At 41.6% G+C, this 19,387-nt stretch carries 10 protein-coding genes; all 10 read right to left on the minus strand.

The annotated features are described in order from the left end of the window. Window positions 1–84: 84 nt before the first annotated feature. Window positions 85–753, minus strand: a complete 669-nt coding sequence (locus AC58QT_RS11525) for an ABC transporter ATP-binding protein (RefSeq protein ID WP_497409105.1) — start codon at window positions 751–753, stop codon at window positions 85–87. Between the two features lie 55 nt (window positions 754–808). Further along, window positions 809–1,333 (minus strand): RNA polymerase sporulation sigma factor SigK, encoded by a 525-nt coding sequence (gene sigK, locus AC58QT_RS11530; protein ID WP_173115694.1) that lies wholly within the window; start codon window positions 1,331–1,333, stop codon window positions 809–811. A 188-nt stretch (window positions 1,334–1,521) separates the two neighbouring features. After that, the gene (locus AC58QT_RS11535; protein ID WP_497409106.1) at window positions 1,522–9,036 is read right to left on the minus strand and encodes an S-layer homology domain-containing protein; all 7,515 of its coding nucleotides are present in this window, start codon (window positions 9,034–9,036) and stop codon (window positions 1,522–1,524) included. Between the two features lie 23 nt (window positions 9,037–9,059). Further along, the gene (locus AC58QT_RS11540; protein ID WP_497409107.1) at window positions 9,060–10,031 is read right to left on the minus strand and encodes a hypothetical protein; all 972 of its coding nucleotides are present in this window, start codon (window positions 10,029–10,031) and stop codon (window positions 9,060–9,062) included. Between the two features lie 177 nt (window positions 10,032–10,208). Further along, window positions 10,209–11,774, minus strand: a complete 1,566-nt coding sequence (locus AC58QT_RS11545; RefSeq protein ID WP_497409108.1) for a response regulator — start codon at window positions 11,772–11,774, stop codon at window positions 10,209–10,211. Beyond that, window positions 11,768–13,519, minus strand: coding sequence for a sensor histidine kinase (locus tag AC58QT_RS11550; RefSeq protein WP_497409109.1), 1,752 nt, complete (start codon window positions 13,517–13,519; stop codon window positions 11,768–11,770). Before AC58QT_RS11550 ends, AC58QT_RS11545 begins: the two co-directional genes overlap by 7 nt. 134 nt (window positions 13,520–13,653) lie before the next feature. After that, entirely contained in the window at window positions 13,654–15,027 is a 1,374-nt protein-coding gene (locus AC58QT_RS11555; protein WP_497409110.1) for an ABC transporter substrate-binding protein, read from the minus strand. Between the two features lie 109 nt (window positions 15,028–15,136). Then, complete coding sequence (locus AC58QT_RS11560) at window positions 15,137–15,928, minus strand: carbohydrate ABC transporter permease (RefSeq protein WP_497409317.1); 792 nt, start codon at window positions 15,926–15,928, stop codon at window positions 15,137–15,139. A 67-nt stretch (window positions 15,929–15,995) separates the two neighbouring features. Then, window positions 15,996–16,937, minus strand: coding sequence for a carbohydrate ABC transporter permease (locus tag AC58QT_RS11565; protein ID WP_497409318.1), 942 nt, complete (start codon window positions 16,935–16,937; stop codon window positions 15,996–15,998). 79 nt (window positions 16,938–17,016) lie between these two features. Beyond that, a complete protein-coding gene (locus AC58QT_RS11570; protein ID WP_497409111.1) occupies window positions 17,017–19,191 on the minus strand; it encodes a glycosyl hydrolase family 95 catalytic domain-containing protein in 2,175 nt (724 codons plus the stop codon). Window positions 19,192–19,387: the final 196 nt, after the last annotated feature.

The raw sequence follows: 19,387 nt of genomic DNA on the forward strand, positions 1-19,387 counted from the left end.
GCTAAAGAAATAGATAATTACTCATAATTATTGAAAGAATGTTTAAAGCCCTACGATTTTATCGTAAGGCCGATGTTATTTCTATTAATGCAACCGCCCATCCCGAAACCTCACAACCCGCTTCGCCTGCTCCGCAACCTGCCGATCATGCGTAATCACAATAATCGTCCGCCCCTGATCGTTCAACCTACTGAATATATCCATGATCTCCTCACCAGTCTTCGAATCCAGCGCCCCCGTCGGCTCATCCGCCAAAATAATCGGCGGATCGCCTGCCAACGTTCGCGCAATTGCAACACGCTGTTGCTGTCCACCAGACAACTCAGAAGGCATATGCTTCCTTCGATCCAGCAAATCCACCGCTTCCAAAGCCTCTATAACCAGCGGCTCTCGCTGTTTTCTCGATAATCCCCGATAAATCAACGGCAACTCCACATTTTCATACGCGCTTAATCTTGGCAGCAAGTTGAAGCTCTGAAAAACAAACCCAATCTTCCGATTCCGAATCTCAGCCAATTGCGAACCCTTCAAGGAGTGAATCTGCTTCCCATCTAGGACGTACTGGCCTTCGTCCGACACATCCAAACAGCCAATGATGTTCATCAACGTAGACTTTCCCGATCCCGACGGCCCCATAATTGCGACAAACTCGCCATGAGCGATGTCCAGGGAAATGTCATCTAGGGCGCGGATTGTCTCCCCGCCCATATGGTAGTACTTACTAACATGCTCAATCTTAATTAAGGCTGTCATTTTCTTCGCCTCCATTATTTGATGCCAAATAAATGAAGATTGCGATTCAATTCCCTTACCGCTTCGCCTTATAAAACTCATGATACAACTTCATGAGCGCCCGCTTTTCGATCCGCGACACATATGACCGCGAAATTCCCAGCTCCTTCGCAATCTCCCGCTGCGTCCGCTCCTCACCGCCAAGCTCCAACCCGAACCGTCCGACGACGACTTCTTTCTCCCGGTCGTCCAATATTTCCAAATTCCGATATATCTTCGACTTCTCGATCTTCAACTGCACCGCATCCACCACATCATCCGCCTCGCTGCCGAGGATGTCAATCAACGTAATTTCATTCCCCTCTTTATCCGTTCCGATCGGGTCATGCAAGGATACATCTTTCCGTGTTTTCTTCAATGAGCGCAGATGCATCAAAATCTCGTTCTCAATACATCGTGCAGCAAAAGTCGCTAGCTTCGTGCCCTTATTCGGCGAGAATGACTCGATTGCTTTGATTAGTCCGATCGTCCCAATAGAAATCAAATCCTCCAAATCTTCTCCGGTATTGTCGAATTTTTTGAGGTTGTGGACACGAAGCAAGGTAAATTGAAGAGTTTATCCTGATATATTTGTAAGTTTTAAAATTCTGAAAATCTGATTCCTATTAAATGTTGATCGAAATGACTTTCACCACCTAGTTAATCGCCATGCGTTGCAAAAAAAGCAGATAGATGTCATAAGACTTCTATCCGCTTTGCCATTGTATGAACTTATCGTTTGTTACTGTTCTACTGTAATAAACGCTTCAAAACCGTTGTTGCTTCTGCACGAGTCGAGACTCCTTGCGGAGCGAACTCGTCTGCTGTACGTCCGTTGATTAACTGCAGTGAAGCCGCAGCTTGAACGGACGTAAGTGACCAAGAAGCAACATTAGCAGCATCCTTAAACGTTAGCGCTCCAGATACAATTACTTTATCCGCATGCAGCACTGAGTAAGCACGCATCATCATCGTTACCATCTCTTCACGACTGATCGAACTGTTCGGATCGAATGTATGCGTATCTCTACCGGTTACAATGCCTGCTTCTACTGCTTTGGAAACTGAATCTGCATACCAAGCTTGACTCGATACATCAGCAAATGTCATAGCACTTTCATTCTTCAGGTTCAACGCATTAACGAGCATCGTCGTGAACTCCGCACGGGTAATCTCACGGCTAGGTTCGAATGTTGTTTCCGATGTGCCGTTTACTACATGTTTAGATGTCATTACTTGAATCGTACTAAAAGCCCAATGCGTGGAAGCAACGTCAGTGAACGATTTAGTGTACTCGAGCACTGCGTATTTACTGAAATGATGAATCTCAGCAACAAACTCGCCATTTCCAAATTTTCCGCCAATAAATTCAAGTTCACCGTTATCGCCAATGTAGTAAATGCCGCTTAAATTTGGATCTGCTGTAGGACTTACTTTTAACCGAATTGTAATAGGTTTGTTGAAATTGATTAAATTCGTTTCAGTCCCGTCTTGCGAAATTAGTAAAAGTTTCAAATCAAACACTTGACCACCATGCTTCACTTGCTCCTGCTTGGAAATCTTACCTTTCGCTAGCAAAGCTTGTGCCTCAATTTCATTCAATGTTTCTACTTTGACTACAATTTTGCTATCCTTCTGATCCTCAGCCTTATCAGCCAGTTGCTTGAGGAGATCAGCAGGAATATTCATCGTAAATTGATCTGAAGAAATTGATAATTGATTCTTACCCAGCAAGTCAGCCGCATTGGATGGAAGCACAATTTCCTTCACATCTTCAGAAATTTCAATAACGACTTTGTCAGACTCAGGGGATTTCTTCAATTCATCTTGCGATACGATGACTTTCCTAGGATCTTCTTCTTTCGTAGGTTCATCATGTTTTTGCTCTACTGGTGGTACCGAAACAATCGGAATTGGTTCAAACGACACCTCGATCGTGTGATCGCTCGTTACATTGGTGAACGTGTACGTATTGTTCGTTACCATCGTATCCGTACCGTCTACCACGAACGTGTCGACCATATATCCATTGTTCGGCGTAATCGTGAACGTCTTAGCTGTTCCTTCAATTACAGTAACGCTGCCGTTTGGACTAATCGAACCGTTACTGCCAGCTGTTGCCATAATCGTGTAGACCGTTGGCGGGACCGGCTTAAACGTGACATTAATCACATGATTGCTCGTTACGTTAGAGAATGTGTACGTATTGTTTGTTACCAACGCATCCAGACCGTCTACCTTAATCGTGTCAATCATATATCCGTCGTTCGGCGTAATCGTGAACGTCTTAGCCGTTCCTTCTGTCACCGTAACGCTACCGCTTGGGCTAATCGAACCATTGCTGCCTGCAGTTGCCGCAATCGTGTAGTCATTATGGCCATTATTACTACCCGACTGTTCAAGCTTACGTACCGTTACTACAAATGTTTTGGTTGCTTCCGCGCCGCTATAGTTAATTTTGGCCGTTAGCGTGACATTGGCATCTTCTCCGTCATTCTCTGGACGCGTTACCGTACCATTGGTATCAATAACAGACGGATGATCTGTCGTCCAGGTAATCACGGATCCATATATGGAGCCTGTCACTGGCAAAGTCAGGTTTCCGGTTACTTCACTCGAAGTATCCCCTGTTGCAAAACTTACCTCAAGTGCTTCTTTGTCCGCTGCTACTTTCTCAATAGAAGTAGTATCCATTGACGTAATCCATTTTGCGTAAATACTCATATTATCAGAGATCGTATGAGCCCCGAAGTTCCACGCAGTCATATAGCTCTCATCTGAATACCATCCATCAAATTTGTATCCGTTTCTAGTTGGGGCCACTAACGGCTCGGTAACTAAACCGCCAACTGGTACTACCTGATACTGGATGTAACTTCCTCCTTGACCCGTATTGAACTCTACTGCCTTTAAGCCTTCATTTCCAATTTGATGAACGCCGATATCGAGCACATCGTCAGGACGAATAGCATTTCCGAAAAAGTCACGGGTCAGCGGGAAAATCTTGCTCAGATCACGCCAGCCTTCCAAAGTTTGATCTGCACGTATGCCTGCCCCTATCGCAGCGTTCGAACTTCCTGCTTTGAGTTTAAAACCTGCCAGCTTCGACACATCGAACTCGGAACGGGCTATCGCTTTACCATCCCCTGTATTTCTTGCGTTGTACAGAACTGTATTCTTATCACCGTTAGTAATAACCGTTCCTTTTGTTGGAATAATGTCTTTGGGAATAATATCAATATCCAAAGACTGACTTATATTTTCCAGAATACTTGCAGGGTCCGTATACATATTGTGCGTACCATAAACCCCTGGTGCAAATTTGGTTGGATCAATCAGCGTTTGCGGATAAATGATATTGTTATCAAAGCTGCCATTCGTCATCCTACTGTTTGATCCTACATCAAACACACTGATATTATCCTTGCCATATATAATATTGTTATAAAAATGGCTCCAGATTGTACCATTACCGCTTGTGCCAAAAATTCGCGTCGTATTTTGGCCTAACTTAAATATATTGTTGTATATAAGCGGATAGGCAGCGCTACTTGAGCTGTTACCCACGGCATAATAAAACAGATGTGCGGATGCTGCTGATCCTTCCTGAGGACTGCCGTCATTAATGCTGATGTTATAACGGACAATGCTATTCTTCGAATCTGGCATGAACAGACTAAAGCCACCATAGTTGTTGCGAGTATAGTTATATTGGTAGACCGCACCATCAGAAAAACTATCGATGTCAAAAGCTTCTCCATCCGCACAATTATACGGGTTATCCACCACTTCATTAAACTCCATCACGGAGTCCTTGTCACCCATGAACCAAAGAGCTGCATAATTGGCTACGCTGATATATTTGCCGACCCCAGTGGTAATGTTCGGCCCCTCTCCGTTTGACTTCGCATCACTTAAATAGGTTTTCCCAAACCCCGTCACATAGTTATAACGAGCCTCACCATTAAGAGCATTGGATAGAACCATCCCATCTCCTGAGCCGTTAGCCATGTAATTATTCAAAAAACGAACCTTCATAATGGCAGGATACCCGCTTGCAGACCAGCCAGCTGGATGGAATGCTGTATTGCGAATTCCTTCGTTGTCCGTCCGGACAGTCGTATTCCCCTCGGCTAATATGTCGTCGATGTATCCATAGAACATGATGCCTCCGGCCAGTTTTGAGCCCCCATAACTCTGATGAAGAGCATTAACATCATGTACATAGCTATTCGTCACATAAACGTGATTTTTCTTACTGGCAATAAAATGAGCGTTATTGCGTTCTTCCATAGACTCGGCATAATTATTCATAATCATAATGCCGTTACGACCCATTTCCCACTGAGAGCCCAAGTTTGTTACTTCAAGCCCGTCAATTTCCCAATATTCCTCATTTACCAACTCTACAGCGCCTGAGGCTACACGTCTCTCTACTGGAGTAACATCAATCATATAGTACAGATCCGTGCTGATGGTGCCTCCGCCGTTAATGACAGGTTTTTTATACTTTTGCCCTCCGTCATTATATTTACCTAGCTTGATTACTTTGCCCTCGGAACCAGATCCATGCAGTTTTAGTTGTCCGTTCCATATAGACTCGGCATCCAGGAAGATCTCATCCCCCGGATTGAACCTAGTTTGATTAATTTTATCGAGAGATTTCCAAGCAGTTTCTGGCGTTAAGCCATCATTCCCATCATCTCCGATATTGTTTGAAACATAATATTCTCTTGGTTTATTATTCCTAATATCGATATAAATGGTGCTTGATTTTTCTCCATTACTAAATTCAAACGTGACTGCAGCTTGACCCACAAGAAGCGAGCTCAAGAAACCGTTCTCCAATAAAGTAATACTTGAAGTATCTACCATGCTATAATCGACACCTTCAATAAGCCTCGCGCCATTATACAGCACACCAGTTAAGTCAATCTGATCTGGCGTCACGTTCAAGTTGATATTTTTCTTGTTTGCCAGATCAAACTCAACGGTATCAGGTGTTACTTTATATTGTTTACCAATTAATTTAACCTGTGTTGAAATCGTTTTTGATTTAAGTGTAGGCGATTGCGCAACTACGGAGATATCATCAAAAAAGTATCGGTTTTTAATATTGCCCGGGTTTGAGTTCCAGTTGGTCATGAGAATAAGGGAGCCGATGTCCTTAACAGCTGTGGTCTCAAACGCTACCTTTCCATCGATTTTAGCGGTCATACCTACGTTATTAACGACCCACTCGAATTTATGCCAGCCTACGGACCGTTCAATTTTATTGCCGCTCGTACCGTTTGCAGAATTCCATGTACTGCCTGCTCGCCAGATATAGTTGGTCCCCCCAGTATCCTGGACAACACCCAATGCATAATAGTTGCTGGTACTATTATTATTGGCAACATTTTGGACACTAAATGCCAATTTAATCAATTGATCCATGTCGCCTTGGTCATAAAACCATGCTGTTACCGTACCGTATACTGGACTGCCTGCGTTGGAATTGATTAGTGCTTTCGCAGGTCCTGTAGTACCAGTTACAGCGGTAGCTGCACTACGCCCATAATGTGACTGCAGCGTGGAATGCATATAGGAGGCCGGAACTCCAAGTGTAAACTTTTTATCACCCTCACTATTATCCATGAAGAGAATATCGTTGCCTTCATAATAGGAAACATTTGCGTTAACCGTTACCAGGTCATTCGTTGTCTCATCTGGGATATATGAGGACTTAACTTGAATATTTCCGTCTCGATCTACCTCTAACTTTGCCGCATCTTCATCACTCAGACTATAGGTGACGTTATCAATTACGTAGTTCAAACCTCCATCGACAAATACCCTGTCGCTTTTGCCTTTCTCAAGCGCGGAAGGATCGAAACTTAAGGTCAGAGTATCTCCACTATAGCTTGCGCTTTTCTCGGATGGATCGGAATCAGCAAATCGTTTATTCGGATCACCTATTGCTTTTACCGTGTATGTATAAGCCGCTGTATCGGTAAAAGTAAACAAATACTGCGTTGACTGAGCATCAATCAACACAGGTTCATTGACGGCAACATCGTTCCGATATAGCTGGAGCTCATACTTCCAGGCATTGCTTACCGCATTCCAGCTTGCCGTTTTTCCTTTCCAGCCCGCAGGAACAGGCGTATTAAGAGATTGAATGGCAAGTGTATTCGATTTACTCGATTCTGGGCTATTCGCATAAGCATTGCCTTCATAATTTGTGGCCAGTGCAATAACCGATACTTGATAATTACCCGTTCCTAACGCTCGCATCTGTGAAATCAGACTTTGCCTGTTAGCCTGCGTATTGAAGACAAAAGCATCAACGGCCACATTATCTTTATACACAATAAATGCGTGCCAATAGTCATAGTTTGCAAGATTTGAACTATAGCCAACAACTGCTTCCTTACCATTCACTTCACCTAAGGTAACAGCTGTTGGTGTTGTTAAAATGTGACTAGACTGCGTGTCACCAACGAGCAGCATCGCTTTCGATGATGTGACAGATACCCCGTTTGTAACAACACAGTAATAACGGTTAGCATTATCCGCTACTGCAGCCATAAACGTGTAGCTGCTGGCTGTTGCGCTGTCAATTTTTACAGGTACGGCATCCGGTTCCTTTCCCATAACATACCACTGATATTTAGGCGTATCTCCATTAGCTAAAGTGGCTGCTACTGAAAACGTCACACTACCCGGATTCGCCAGCAGTTGAAGATGTGGTTGTTGCGTAATCGACACCGCGAAGCTTTTTGCACCACTTAAACTAGAATCTGGCGTATGCTGATTATCAGCAGTCACTCCTTTGACCTTGAAAGAGTAATCCCCCTGTCCATGTTGGCTAATCAGGTCCGTCATATCATATTGATTAGTTAATGTCGCATACGTACCCAACGATGTTGTACCCTTCAATAGTTCAACAACGTAACTGACTGCATCTGGTGAAGCGTTCCATGTAGAAGTTGCACCCAACCAGGCAAGACCCGTTACCGCATTCAGTTTGATAACCTTGGTAATCGTCAATTGTTGATTAGCATTCCCAAAGTTTAATGTAAACGTATAGCTTCCAACTGGCAGACTGTCCAAATAGGTACTCGAAATAGCGACGGTATTCGCAGAAGTATTCGTAGCGTAATTTTGACTGCCGATGGATGTACCGTTCAATTTCAAATCCGTAAAATCCGCTAGATCTGGGGATACGGTCACAACGAAGTCTTGAGCGGAACCATGCTCATAGTTAGCGCTTACAGGTGAGATCGAATAATTTTTCGTGCCGATCAGCGTGACATCAAAAGTGATTTGCGCTACTGATGGGATAGCTTGTGCTTTAACAACGGAAATGTCATCGATAAAGTGTTTGCCGATGAGATAATTATTGTGTCCGGTTTTCGCCCAATTCGTTGCGATCGTGAGCAGATTAAATGTACTGGATTTAACTGCGGTATTGATAATAGGAGTTGACCCATTATTAACTTGAAGTCCATCAATCCAATATGTCGTTCCTACCGTATCGATTTTAAACTGAAATTTGTGCCAGCCCTTGCTTCTCGGAACATTCGTGGTAATCCAGCTACCGCTATTAACACGTGCTGCGTAATAAGCACGCTGCGCAAGGCCTGTTTCACCAGTGGAAATGCCAATGACGCTAGTGCCGCTTCCCTGCGGACCAAATCCGAATTGGATGGCTGCTTCTGTTTGTGAGAGCCCTATATCGGAAAATTCATCATAGTACCAGCCAGACAAAATAGTGGATTCATTACTCACATTAATAGAACGTCCGGTAGATGACCCATTAGACGCTGTCCGTGTAAGACCGTAATTTCCGGTAAATCCCTTTCCTGCCAGCATGGAATAGTAACTCGCATTTGTATTCCATTCTGTGGCCAATGAAGAACTGTTAAAATTGTCTTTAAATATCACATCTGCATCATTGTAATAATAGACATCCGCAGTGACAGTCAATCTTTCTGTAGCTGTCGGATTATACCCTGATGCAACTGTCACATTTCCAAATTTGTCGATGGATAATTTGCCGTCTGCTGTTGTCTTTTCAACAAATTGATCAATGACATAGTTATTTGCACCAAGAACAACACGACCGCTTTGCCCTTTTTGAATTCCCTCAGGCTTATCAAAGCTAGCAGCAAGAGTAGGCATTTCCGCTGCTTGCGTACTAGCTTGGGCTACATTTAAGCCAATGAGTGAAATGATTAGAATAAGCGCCAAAACCCTTTTAAATCGTCCATAATATTTCATTTCGTTCCCCCTAAAATTAACATCTAATTGGAAAACCGGATAGAGTCAAACTTCTGATGGTCAATTTGTATGTTGGCGCTTTCAACTCGCTCCTTCACCATTAACCCAACTTGCTCCTCCGCATACAGTTGTAACAAAAATTGTCTTACTTCTGAAAAAGGCTTGTCACCTAATTCTTTTTTAGACATCAGCAGCGCATCAAGAACTTCGCCCTTGTACTCAATCTGTTTCAATTGCTGCCCTGGCTGCAGCTTTTTCACTTCATACCATAAGCCGAGCGATTGTGTGTCACCCTTGGGGACATCATTCTCCGTCTGCGTCCTTACTTCCGTAGAGCCGCCCTTCTTCAAAAGCATGTATTGCAGTTCAGTACCGAGCGTAAACATAGCTTTGTTCTTTTCATAGATAGGTTTCAACTCTTCATCTGTCACCTTGGACTTATTTAAATACCACTTATTCATCTCCGACCTAACGTTGTTTCGGATATAATTGTAATACTGGTACTCATCAAAGGATGACAAACCGTAAAACACCTCACCGCTCTTCTGCATGCGCTCACGTTCAATATTCTTGGACTCTCGTTCAGTCATGATGGAAGCAAAGCTGCTGATATCTCTATCTATTAGTTTTTGTTCCACAGCAATAATCGTTTCCATTTTGGCTGTCAGCAACTTTTCAAGCGCACTGTTTCGGGCAACTTCCAAAGGCGTTTGCCCGTCATACTCACGATTCCAAAAATCATGGTCGACATTTGCTCCATATTTTTGATAAAAGGTATTGGCTGTTAACGCACGTTCATCATACAAAAACAATTGGAATTCCTGTTCGGACACTCCAACGCCATCAATGGTAAGCAAATTGCCTCCTTGAGGTGCTCCGCTTGCTGCTTTCGTGAACTCGAGATTAAATGCAACCAAACTCATTACAGCAGCTATGAATAGCGTAACCAATACAGCCCTCCTATTCTTGCCACGTAAAAACAATCGTTCTGACAATACATACACCTCCCTAAATATGTGAAATAATATTCGTCTTACCCCATATTAAACAATTTAGCTGAGAAAGAATGTAACGTATTTTTACCTATACGTTAATAATTTTTACATGGAAATAATATCCACGGAAATAACATTAAAACATAAAAAAGAACCGGAGAAGACCTTCTCTCGGTTCTACCTATAATTTTTCGGGCTCACTCCTACATACTTTTTAAATATTCTTGAAAAATATGTGCGTTCCATATAGCCCAACTTTAACGCAATCATTTCAATATTCTGCTGTTTTTCCTTTAACATCGTACAAGCAATCTTCATTTTCAGCTGATGATAGTAATCGACGAAATTAACACCTGTTTCTTGTTTGAAATATCGAGAGAAATAGCTTGGATTCAGGAATAAATAATCGGCAATATCCACCATTGAGATATTTTCAGACAAATGATCCGTAATATAGCGGTCGATCTGTTGCAGCTTAGGCTTTTTGTCAATCGCAATACTAATCTTTACTTCAAGCATCTCCTCCAATTTGCTTTTCAGCAAATCTAAGCTCTCTCCCAGCCGCTTACATTTGAGTAAACAACTATGAAAAGTTTCCTGACTATGCTGTTTTGTTTCTAATTCTAATTGGCGGATCCAGTGAGAGCATGTTGCAAGAAACTTTACAGGTTCCATTCTTCCTTTACGGACGAAGTCTTCTAAGACGTCTAATGATTGGGCCATCTCACTTGTATTGGAATCTCTAAATGCTTCAATAATTTGGCTCCATTGTTCTTCCAAGGAGTAATTCTCGTCCCATAATGGAGTTTCTAGCTGTTTAATTGGTCCAAATACGTCATTCTCATAAAAAGAAGATTTCTGCCATTGCCTCATCATCTTATAATTTGCTTTTATCCCCTCCCCCCCTTTAAATGGAGATCCGAAATGGAGAGACACATCCATTTTTAAATATTGTTTAATCAAGTCCCTCAATTTCAAAAGATAGTCCTGAAAAAGGGTCAACGTATTTACGCTAAGGTTAGGCTGAAAATTAAATATACAAATCAACTGCCCGTCTTGATCAGTAAATAACGTGACTTGTTGCTGATACTGAGAGGATATTTCATCAGATATGTTTCCGGCAGCATAAAGCAACAGATTCAGATCTTCAGAATTATAGTGATGATGTAAAGAAGCTCCCTGAAAATAGCCTATTGCCATGACAAAATGCGAATGCATCCAATCTATACCAAGCCGCTTCCCGTAGCTCATCATCTCCTCTGCAGATGACGTTTTTAAGAGTTGTTGAAAAAACTGCTGTTTAAGCAAATCTTTATTCTTTATTAAATCTTGTTTATAAACAATCTCCTCCACATGAAGCTTGGCTTCATTAGACCCATGAATAGCCTTACGAAGACTACCTTCCAACTGTTCAGAAGTTAATTCATCTTTAATCAAATAATCAATTACATCTAATTGTACAGCTTTTCTGGCATAATGAAACTCTTCATGACATGTCAAAAATACAACCTGAAGCTCAGGTTTTAGTGTTTTCAGCTCTGCCACCAGCTCCAAACCATCCATTTGCGGCATTCCGATATCTGTTATAACCACATCAGGATCCGTTTCGCGGAAGCTCTGTAACGCCCTTTTCCCTGAATAAGCAGTTGCAACGATACGTAAGCCCAACGATTCCCACGAAATGAATTTGCTCAAGTACTTGATCATTGGCACATCGTCGTCTACCAACATGACTTTCAACATAGGGATCCTCCCTCATCTAGTTTTTGGTGAAAACCAAGCACAATGGTCAATCCTCCAACTTCATTTCGTACACAATGGATGGATGATTGGCTGCCAAATGTCATTTTTAAACGTTGTAGGACATTCCACAGCCCTACTCGTTTATACGACGATTGCCATTCTTCCTCCTCCGAGATCTGTAGGTTGAAATTGAGCTGATTCATCTTATCTTCATTCATGCCTATGCCGTTATCAGCGATTCGAATTTCTATCCAATCCTCTTCTATCTCAGCTTGTAGACTTATCCTTGGCTGAACTATCTCCTCGTTAAAGCCATGTACAAAGGCATTCTCTACAATGGGTTGCAGCAGTAATTTGGGAAAAGCCATATCAGCAAGTACCGATGAGAGTTGTATATCTAATTCTACATCCATATCACTGCGCATTTGCATAATGTCTAAGTAGCTATTTAACAATTTACATTCATTTCGAAGGCTTGTAGGTTCATTGAATTTCATGTAGGCTCTTAACAAGCTCATTAAAGAGTCAATTTTTTGACTGTGGATCATTTCATTATCAAGGGCCAAGTTACATTTGATTGAATTCAGTGTATTCAGTAGGAAATGGGGCCGGATTTGGGAATACAGTGCCTGAAACTCCAATTCTCGCTTTTGTTCTTGCTCTTGCTCAATGTTTTTTATGAGCTGATTAATTTGATCCAACATAATATTCAAGGTTTTCCCTAGCTCAGTAATCTCATCCTTCCCGCTTTCTTCAAAGCGAATACTGCGGTTGCCATTTCCAAATTGCTTGACCCCGGATTGTAATTGACGTATGGGGCGATGCAGCCTTCTAGCGACAAAAATCGAGATTAGAAAAAAAACAAGAAAAAATGGAATTACGATTAGAAGTGTTAGAAAAAATGTCTTCTTAATTTCACCCGTAACTAATGATATTGGCGTTTCACTAATGAGCTTCCAACCCGAATATTGTATGGCGCTCTCATTTCTTATATTTTCACCTTTATTACCGGAGATCGAATAAGAAACATCCGGATTTCCTGCAATAAATTTTCCTTCCGTATCAAAAGCAGCTAGTTTAGAAGACTCTAACTGGGTAAAGGCTTTCATAAAGTAGCGGTCTGGGATTGCAATAAACAACGTTCCTATTGGTTGAGCATCGTTAGGAGATTTGAGTACCCTAGCTAGTAAATAGGAATTACTATTTGTCTTGGCGTTTATTACCGTGGGGGCTGTGCCAAGCCATTGTAGAATATTAGGATTAGACAAGTCTACACGTGATTTAACGGTTTCGTATTGCTGTTTGATGACTTCAGGTTCAAAACTAGGATTCTCAATCGATTGAACAATAAACCCCTCTCGATTAGTCCAGAACATCAGAATATCTGGGTTCATGGTTTTTACATCAACCTGATTGAAAAACTCCTTAATTTTCATATAAGTCTCGAGATCATTGGAGCTTTCAATTCGCGCCATATTCATAAAACTGCGAAGTTGTTTTCTAATATTCTCATCTTGAATAAAAAAGTTGGATGCATACGTCATATCGTCAATCATCTTGGACAAATCCTTTGCGATAACCGTAAGTAACGTTTGATTACTCAGAAAATTTTTTTCCATTGCATTCTTCTGAGTGATCGAAAAATTAAAAAAAGAGGCTATAACGGTAGGCAGCAAAATTAAGAAGAGAAAGGAGAGCTGTATGCGTCGATAGAAAGAAAATCTTGATAGCAGGTTTATTCTCATATTATCTCCTTCATATTCCTTCAAATTGCAAGAAGTTGCATGACCCCATCATAGCATAATAACAAATGCAGCTTTAACTGAAAAATATAGAGAGCGTTATAAACGCCCTCTATATGCTGTCCATTAGGACAATGTTATTTTGTATTCTGTTTGGCGATCTTGTCTGCTTCTTCCATCATCCACTTTTGAGCCTCTGCCGCTGAAGCATTATCGAGCATGAATTTGCTAAACCCTTTTTCCAATACAGCTTTCAGTTGGTTACCATAAGGAGCAGAAACCGCTGGATCAAAATTAGTTTTCACTTTTTTATCAAAAATGGTTGCAGTTAACGAAGCTACATCAACCACATCCGATGCTTTGCCATACAAACGATCTACAATTGCTTTTGGATCCGCCTTTTTATATCCAGACAACTCGATTCGAGCATCTTGCTCCGTCGTCATAAAGCGAATAAAGTCGTAGGCTTCTTGTTTATGTTTGGAGATTGAAGCTACAGAAACATAAGATCCTGCAATATTCGTTATTCCTTGTTCACTATCTTTAGATGCACGTGGAAGTGGAGCAATAACAGATTTGAACGTATGTGGATACTTCTCTTTGTTCATCACATTATCCAACATGAACGGAGCTGTTGCAAGCATCGCTGCTTTCCCATTCAGGTACTCGGTTACATAACTCAGTTTAGCACCAACCACGTCGGCTAATGGCTTTGCTGACTTATCAGTCTGTTCCATGGTACGACGCAGATTAAAGAAATAAGTAAAAGAAGGATCATTGAAAGCAGGTTTTAGATCGCTTGTCAGGTATGGACTCTTGAGTCCCGAATAAGCAATTAGGTTTGTATACTCACCCCAAGAGTGGAAATAAGCACCGTAACGTTTATCATTGCCTTCGCCTTTCGAAAGCTTTTTCGCGTAGTCACGGAAATCATCCCATGTCCAATCGAATGAAGGTAATGGAAGATTTGCTTCTTTCAACGCATCTTGATTAATTAGGACAAAGTACGGGCTTGAAGTCAGCATCGTTGCATAATACTTACCATTTACTTTCGGGTTAATGAAGTATTCTTCTTCCGGTTTTACATTCCCCTTGGCATAAAATTCATCAAGAGGAGCAAGGACGCCTGCAGCTGCTCTCGCTAACGTCTCATCAATATTACTGTATGCAAGAACGTCTACCTCTTCACCCGATGACATTAACACGTCCATTTTTTTCATACTATCAACGGAATTACCTGGAACTAAAGCAATGTTTTGCACCGTTACATTCGGATACTTCGCATGGAACGCATCGATCATTTTTTGGCGAGCTGCTTGATTGGACTCATTGTCCCAAGTATAGAATTTAAGTGTTACTGGCTTTGCAGCAGCCTGTGTTGCAGCTGGAGCAGCACTCGCTGCAGGTGTCGCCGACCCTGAAGCACTCTTCTCTGCGTTGGAACCGCAAGCGCTCAAAATGGACATTGTGACCAAGGCGCTGCTCAAAATTAAAGCATTTCTTTTCTTCATGTGACATCCCCCAATAAGTAGCATAGTTTTTGTTGATAGCTGAATTGTACATGCATTTTTTTAGATAGACCGTATAAAATTTTGCGCTATTTGTGTGATTTATTTACCTTTACCCTTTTACTCCACCAATTGAAATTCCTTTAATGACTTGCTTCTGTAAGATAATAAATACAATTAATAAAGGCAGAATCGCAGCAACAGAAGCCATCATCAGTACGGCATAATTGTCTGCATACTCACTTTTAAACAACTGCAAGCCAAGCGGAATTGGGTACAATTTTTTCGTAATAAGGAAAATCAGCGGATTCTGGTAATCGTTCCATACCCAGATGAATTTAATAATAGCAACCGTCGCAAGAATTGGTTTGGATAAAGGCAATATAATTTGTAGGTACATTCTAACATAACCCGCTCCGTCCATTTTAGCCGCTTCTAGATATTCGCTATGAATGGAGGCCATGAACTGTTTTAATAGGAACGTAAAGTAGATCGTCGAGAACATCCCCATAAACATCAAACCGACATGTGTATTGTAAAGGTGCATCCATTTAAGTAAAAGGTAACGTGGCACTAACGTAGATTCTGCCGGAATAATCATTAACGAAAGTAAAATGGCAAATGCCAGGTTACGACCACGAAATTGCAATTTTGTAAAAGCAAAAGCAGCCATGGAAGAGAAAACAATAGTCGCAAGCGTAATCGTAATAGAAAGCTTTAAAGAATTATAATAAAATAACGAAAACGGTACACTGCTAAACCAGACTTCATGTAAGTTATTCATTAGATTCCACTTGACTGGAATCCATTGTATTGGAAAGACCATGACATCCTTTTCATACTTACCAGCAGCTGAAAGCATCCATATCAGTGGTATAAGGAAAACTAGCGAAAACACTCCCATTAACAGTGTCGTAATCCATTTAGATATATCTATTTTTTTTGATATCAAACAAGCTCTCTCCTTTCTTCTAACCCTCTGTTGGTTGCTTCTGTAGTCTATAAGAAATCAAAGTGACAATCCCAATAATAATGAACAAAGCCCATGATATTGCTGATGCATAACCCATCCTGAAGTTTTGGAAGCCCTCTTCATAAATCCGATAGACGAGTACAGTTGATGAGTCATTCGGTCCACCGCCAGTAAGAAAAGCAATTAAATCAAACACCTTGAAGGAGGACATTAGCGTCGTAATAAACAAGAAAGACGTGGTTGGTCCAAGTAATGGCAACGTGATACGGAAAAATTGCTGGACAGATGAGGCTCCATCCATATCTGCAGCTTCGTAAAGCTCATCCGGGATATTCGTCAACCCCGCGATAAAAATAATGATTTGATATCCAAGTGCGGCCCAGATGGCGATAATCATTATCGATGTTAGGGAAAAATGTGTATCTGCTAACCACTTAGGCGGATTGGTGATCCCAATGCGAATCAAAAATTGATTGATAGGACCTAATGAGGGATGATACAAAGCACTCCAAATGGCCCCTAACGCTGTTATTGAAGAAATATAAGGTATAAAAAAGGCGACTTTAAAATAGCTTTGACCAAACACTCTTGAGTGAATCAGAACGGACAAAACTAAGGCAAGGCATAGTCCAATTGGCACAGTTACTGCCGTATACGTTAAGTTGTTTTTTAAGGCCATATAAAACTTATCATCCTCAAATAACATCTTAAAATTATCCAATCCCACAAATTTGATACTCGAAAGCCCCCCAACTAAATTCCAATTGCAGAAGCTTAAAAATAAGGAGAATAAGACCGGAAATACACCGAGCACCAGAATACAAATGAATACAGGAGAAAGAAATAACCATCCCGCAAGAGCTTCTTTTTTGGGTTGATTCCAAAAAGCTCTCGGTTTTGCCAATGATGAGGCAATTGCAACTCTTTTTACGTTATTGATTGACACGCAGTACACCTACCTTGGTTTAATAAGATTGTATAGGTATACTATAAAACTTTTTCAATTTAACTCATGAATCTTATATTTTACTGATTTGTGTACTATTTTTACTTATTAGCGCTGATGGACGGTTATTCTCATTATACAGATAGGCACTTTCTCCTTTCAGCAGATCCAGTTCAATTCGAGTCTTTCCATCTTGGATATCCAGTATTTTATAGCTGACACTATTTCGCGAATCGTTTTCCACATGTAAGGGAAGCTCCAAGTCACACTGTACTTGGCAAGGTTCGCCAGCAAGACTCTCCACACGAATCCACTGTGTAATTCCGCCTCTACGAACGGCGCTAACGAGGAATGCCCCCTCTGCTCGTAAATGTTGAAAGTCAACATCTCCCCACTCTTCTGGAATTGCAGGAAATACACGAATACAGTTCCCCCAGCTTTGTAGAAGCATTTGGTGAATGGAAGATGCTGCCGAAAGCGGGGTCTCCATGCAGGGTCCTGTCTCACGGTACATCGTATTAGGTTGCACATGTTCACTCATAAATTGCTTCAGATATTGCAGCGCTTCATTGCCACGCCCCATTGAAGCAAACATGGCAGACGCAATCGTAAAGGAATAGCCTCTTAATGCCCCTTCAAATTGGATCCAGTGTTCCAATGACTTTTCTATGAGTTCACGAGATTCTATCTGTTCCCAGTTCACTGTATATAGGGGATAAAATGCCATTAGATGCGAAGCATGTCGATGTGATGTCAACAGTGGAACATCCTTACCGATCATATAGCCAGTTTGATCAACAGGATAATCCGTAAGCTTATTTAATACATCTTGCCAACGAGTTAGAAGTTCATCCTCCACCCCCAAATGATGAGAAGCTGTGATCAATGTCTCACATCCCCACCGAAGTAGAGATAAATCATAATGTGTATCCTCGGCCATTAAATAATACTCTGGTGATACCGAGAGAGGCAGATGATATCTGCCATCCTTGCCAAGCTTTACAAGATGTAAGTAGTACCCCACTACACGTCGGAGCAAAGGATATAAACGATTACGCAGCATGTCCTCGTCCATAGAATATCGATACTGCAGCCAATAGTTATGACATACCCATAAAAGATTGCCTCTCTCCCCACTCACGGAACTAACGCAGTCGTAACTGCTAACCCTCCCGATTGCAGCCGAATCATATTGAAATGGTTCTGGCACATTTGCAATCAAGTTCTCCAACTGTCCGTCGAGCGTACGACAGAGCGATTCCCCTATCTCCAATCGATTCGCCGTGTAGATGGGAGAATAAGTGAGCTGAACATTAAGATTCCACCAAATGGCTGGCCACGGTGTCAGATCCATCCATGGCCCCATAAGATCAAGCATGGGACGATCAGCGCGTGTTCCCGAAGCAAGCTTGTACATCTGAATCCAGTAAAATTTAGTTAGTTCTTTATCAGGCAAAGAGATAAAGCTTGCTGGATAGTAAGCATGCCACCATGTACGGTGAGTTGCCCGTAATTGGTCAATTTCTTGAGAAACTGCTGTCTTTATGGCTTCTGAGCATTCCTGTTTGCCCGTTTGATCAAATGAATCTCGTCCTACACTGACAAACACAGATTTGAAGCCACTCTCATCCACACTAGATTCCATCCACGCTGTCGCATATGTACCACCATCCGCCAACTCTTGAACCGTAACCTGTACATTACCATCCCACTCCCACCTTACCCCGGGATTCTCTATCCTCTCTGGACATGGGTAATAGCCTCCTTCAGGCGTTGAATGGAAAACCACCCTCGGGTTTTCGGCTTTAGCAGGAACCCAAGTCCAAGTTGCCTCTTGCTCCCCTTCAGTATTACGACATCTAATAACCGTTACATGCTGTTCCGAATGCGTAAACGAATTCCACACTACTTTCCCAAGCGTAGTATTCATCGTGCAGGATACTTCAGCGTTCCACAAATCCATGCGCATCTGGCAACCTGTTATTTTCCCTTTTGTTTTCAATACAAGCTTCCCAATAGGAATGCGATATTTTCCTTCTATTGCATCTACATGATTAACATGCTGTGTAACATCCGTTCTTCCAACATGCCATACCATCTCATCCTCTAACTCACTGTAAATCATCGCCCCAAGCAGGCCATTGCCAATAAAGGCTCCCTCGTTCCATGAGCTTGGTTTTTGATTCCAATATAAATCCTGACATTCTAGGAAAGACTTCCAGTCAATTTGATCAAATGCAGTTCCCACCTTATGAACCCCTCTTTTTATAGATGATTGTGAATGACATGAAAAAATCACTACTTTACTATAGCGTCAAGTCGTATATTATTCTGATAAGGATTTTTACTCATACGTATCTCATTTTTACTTTTTGACAGTATGACTTCCTCTAAGTTATAGCGAATATTCGTACAATACAAAGAACGAGAAGCAGTAATGATAC

The sequence above is a fragment of the Paenibacillus sp. J31R109 genome (assembly GCF_059692055.1).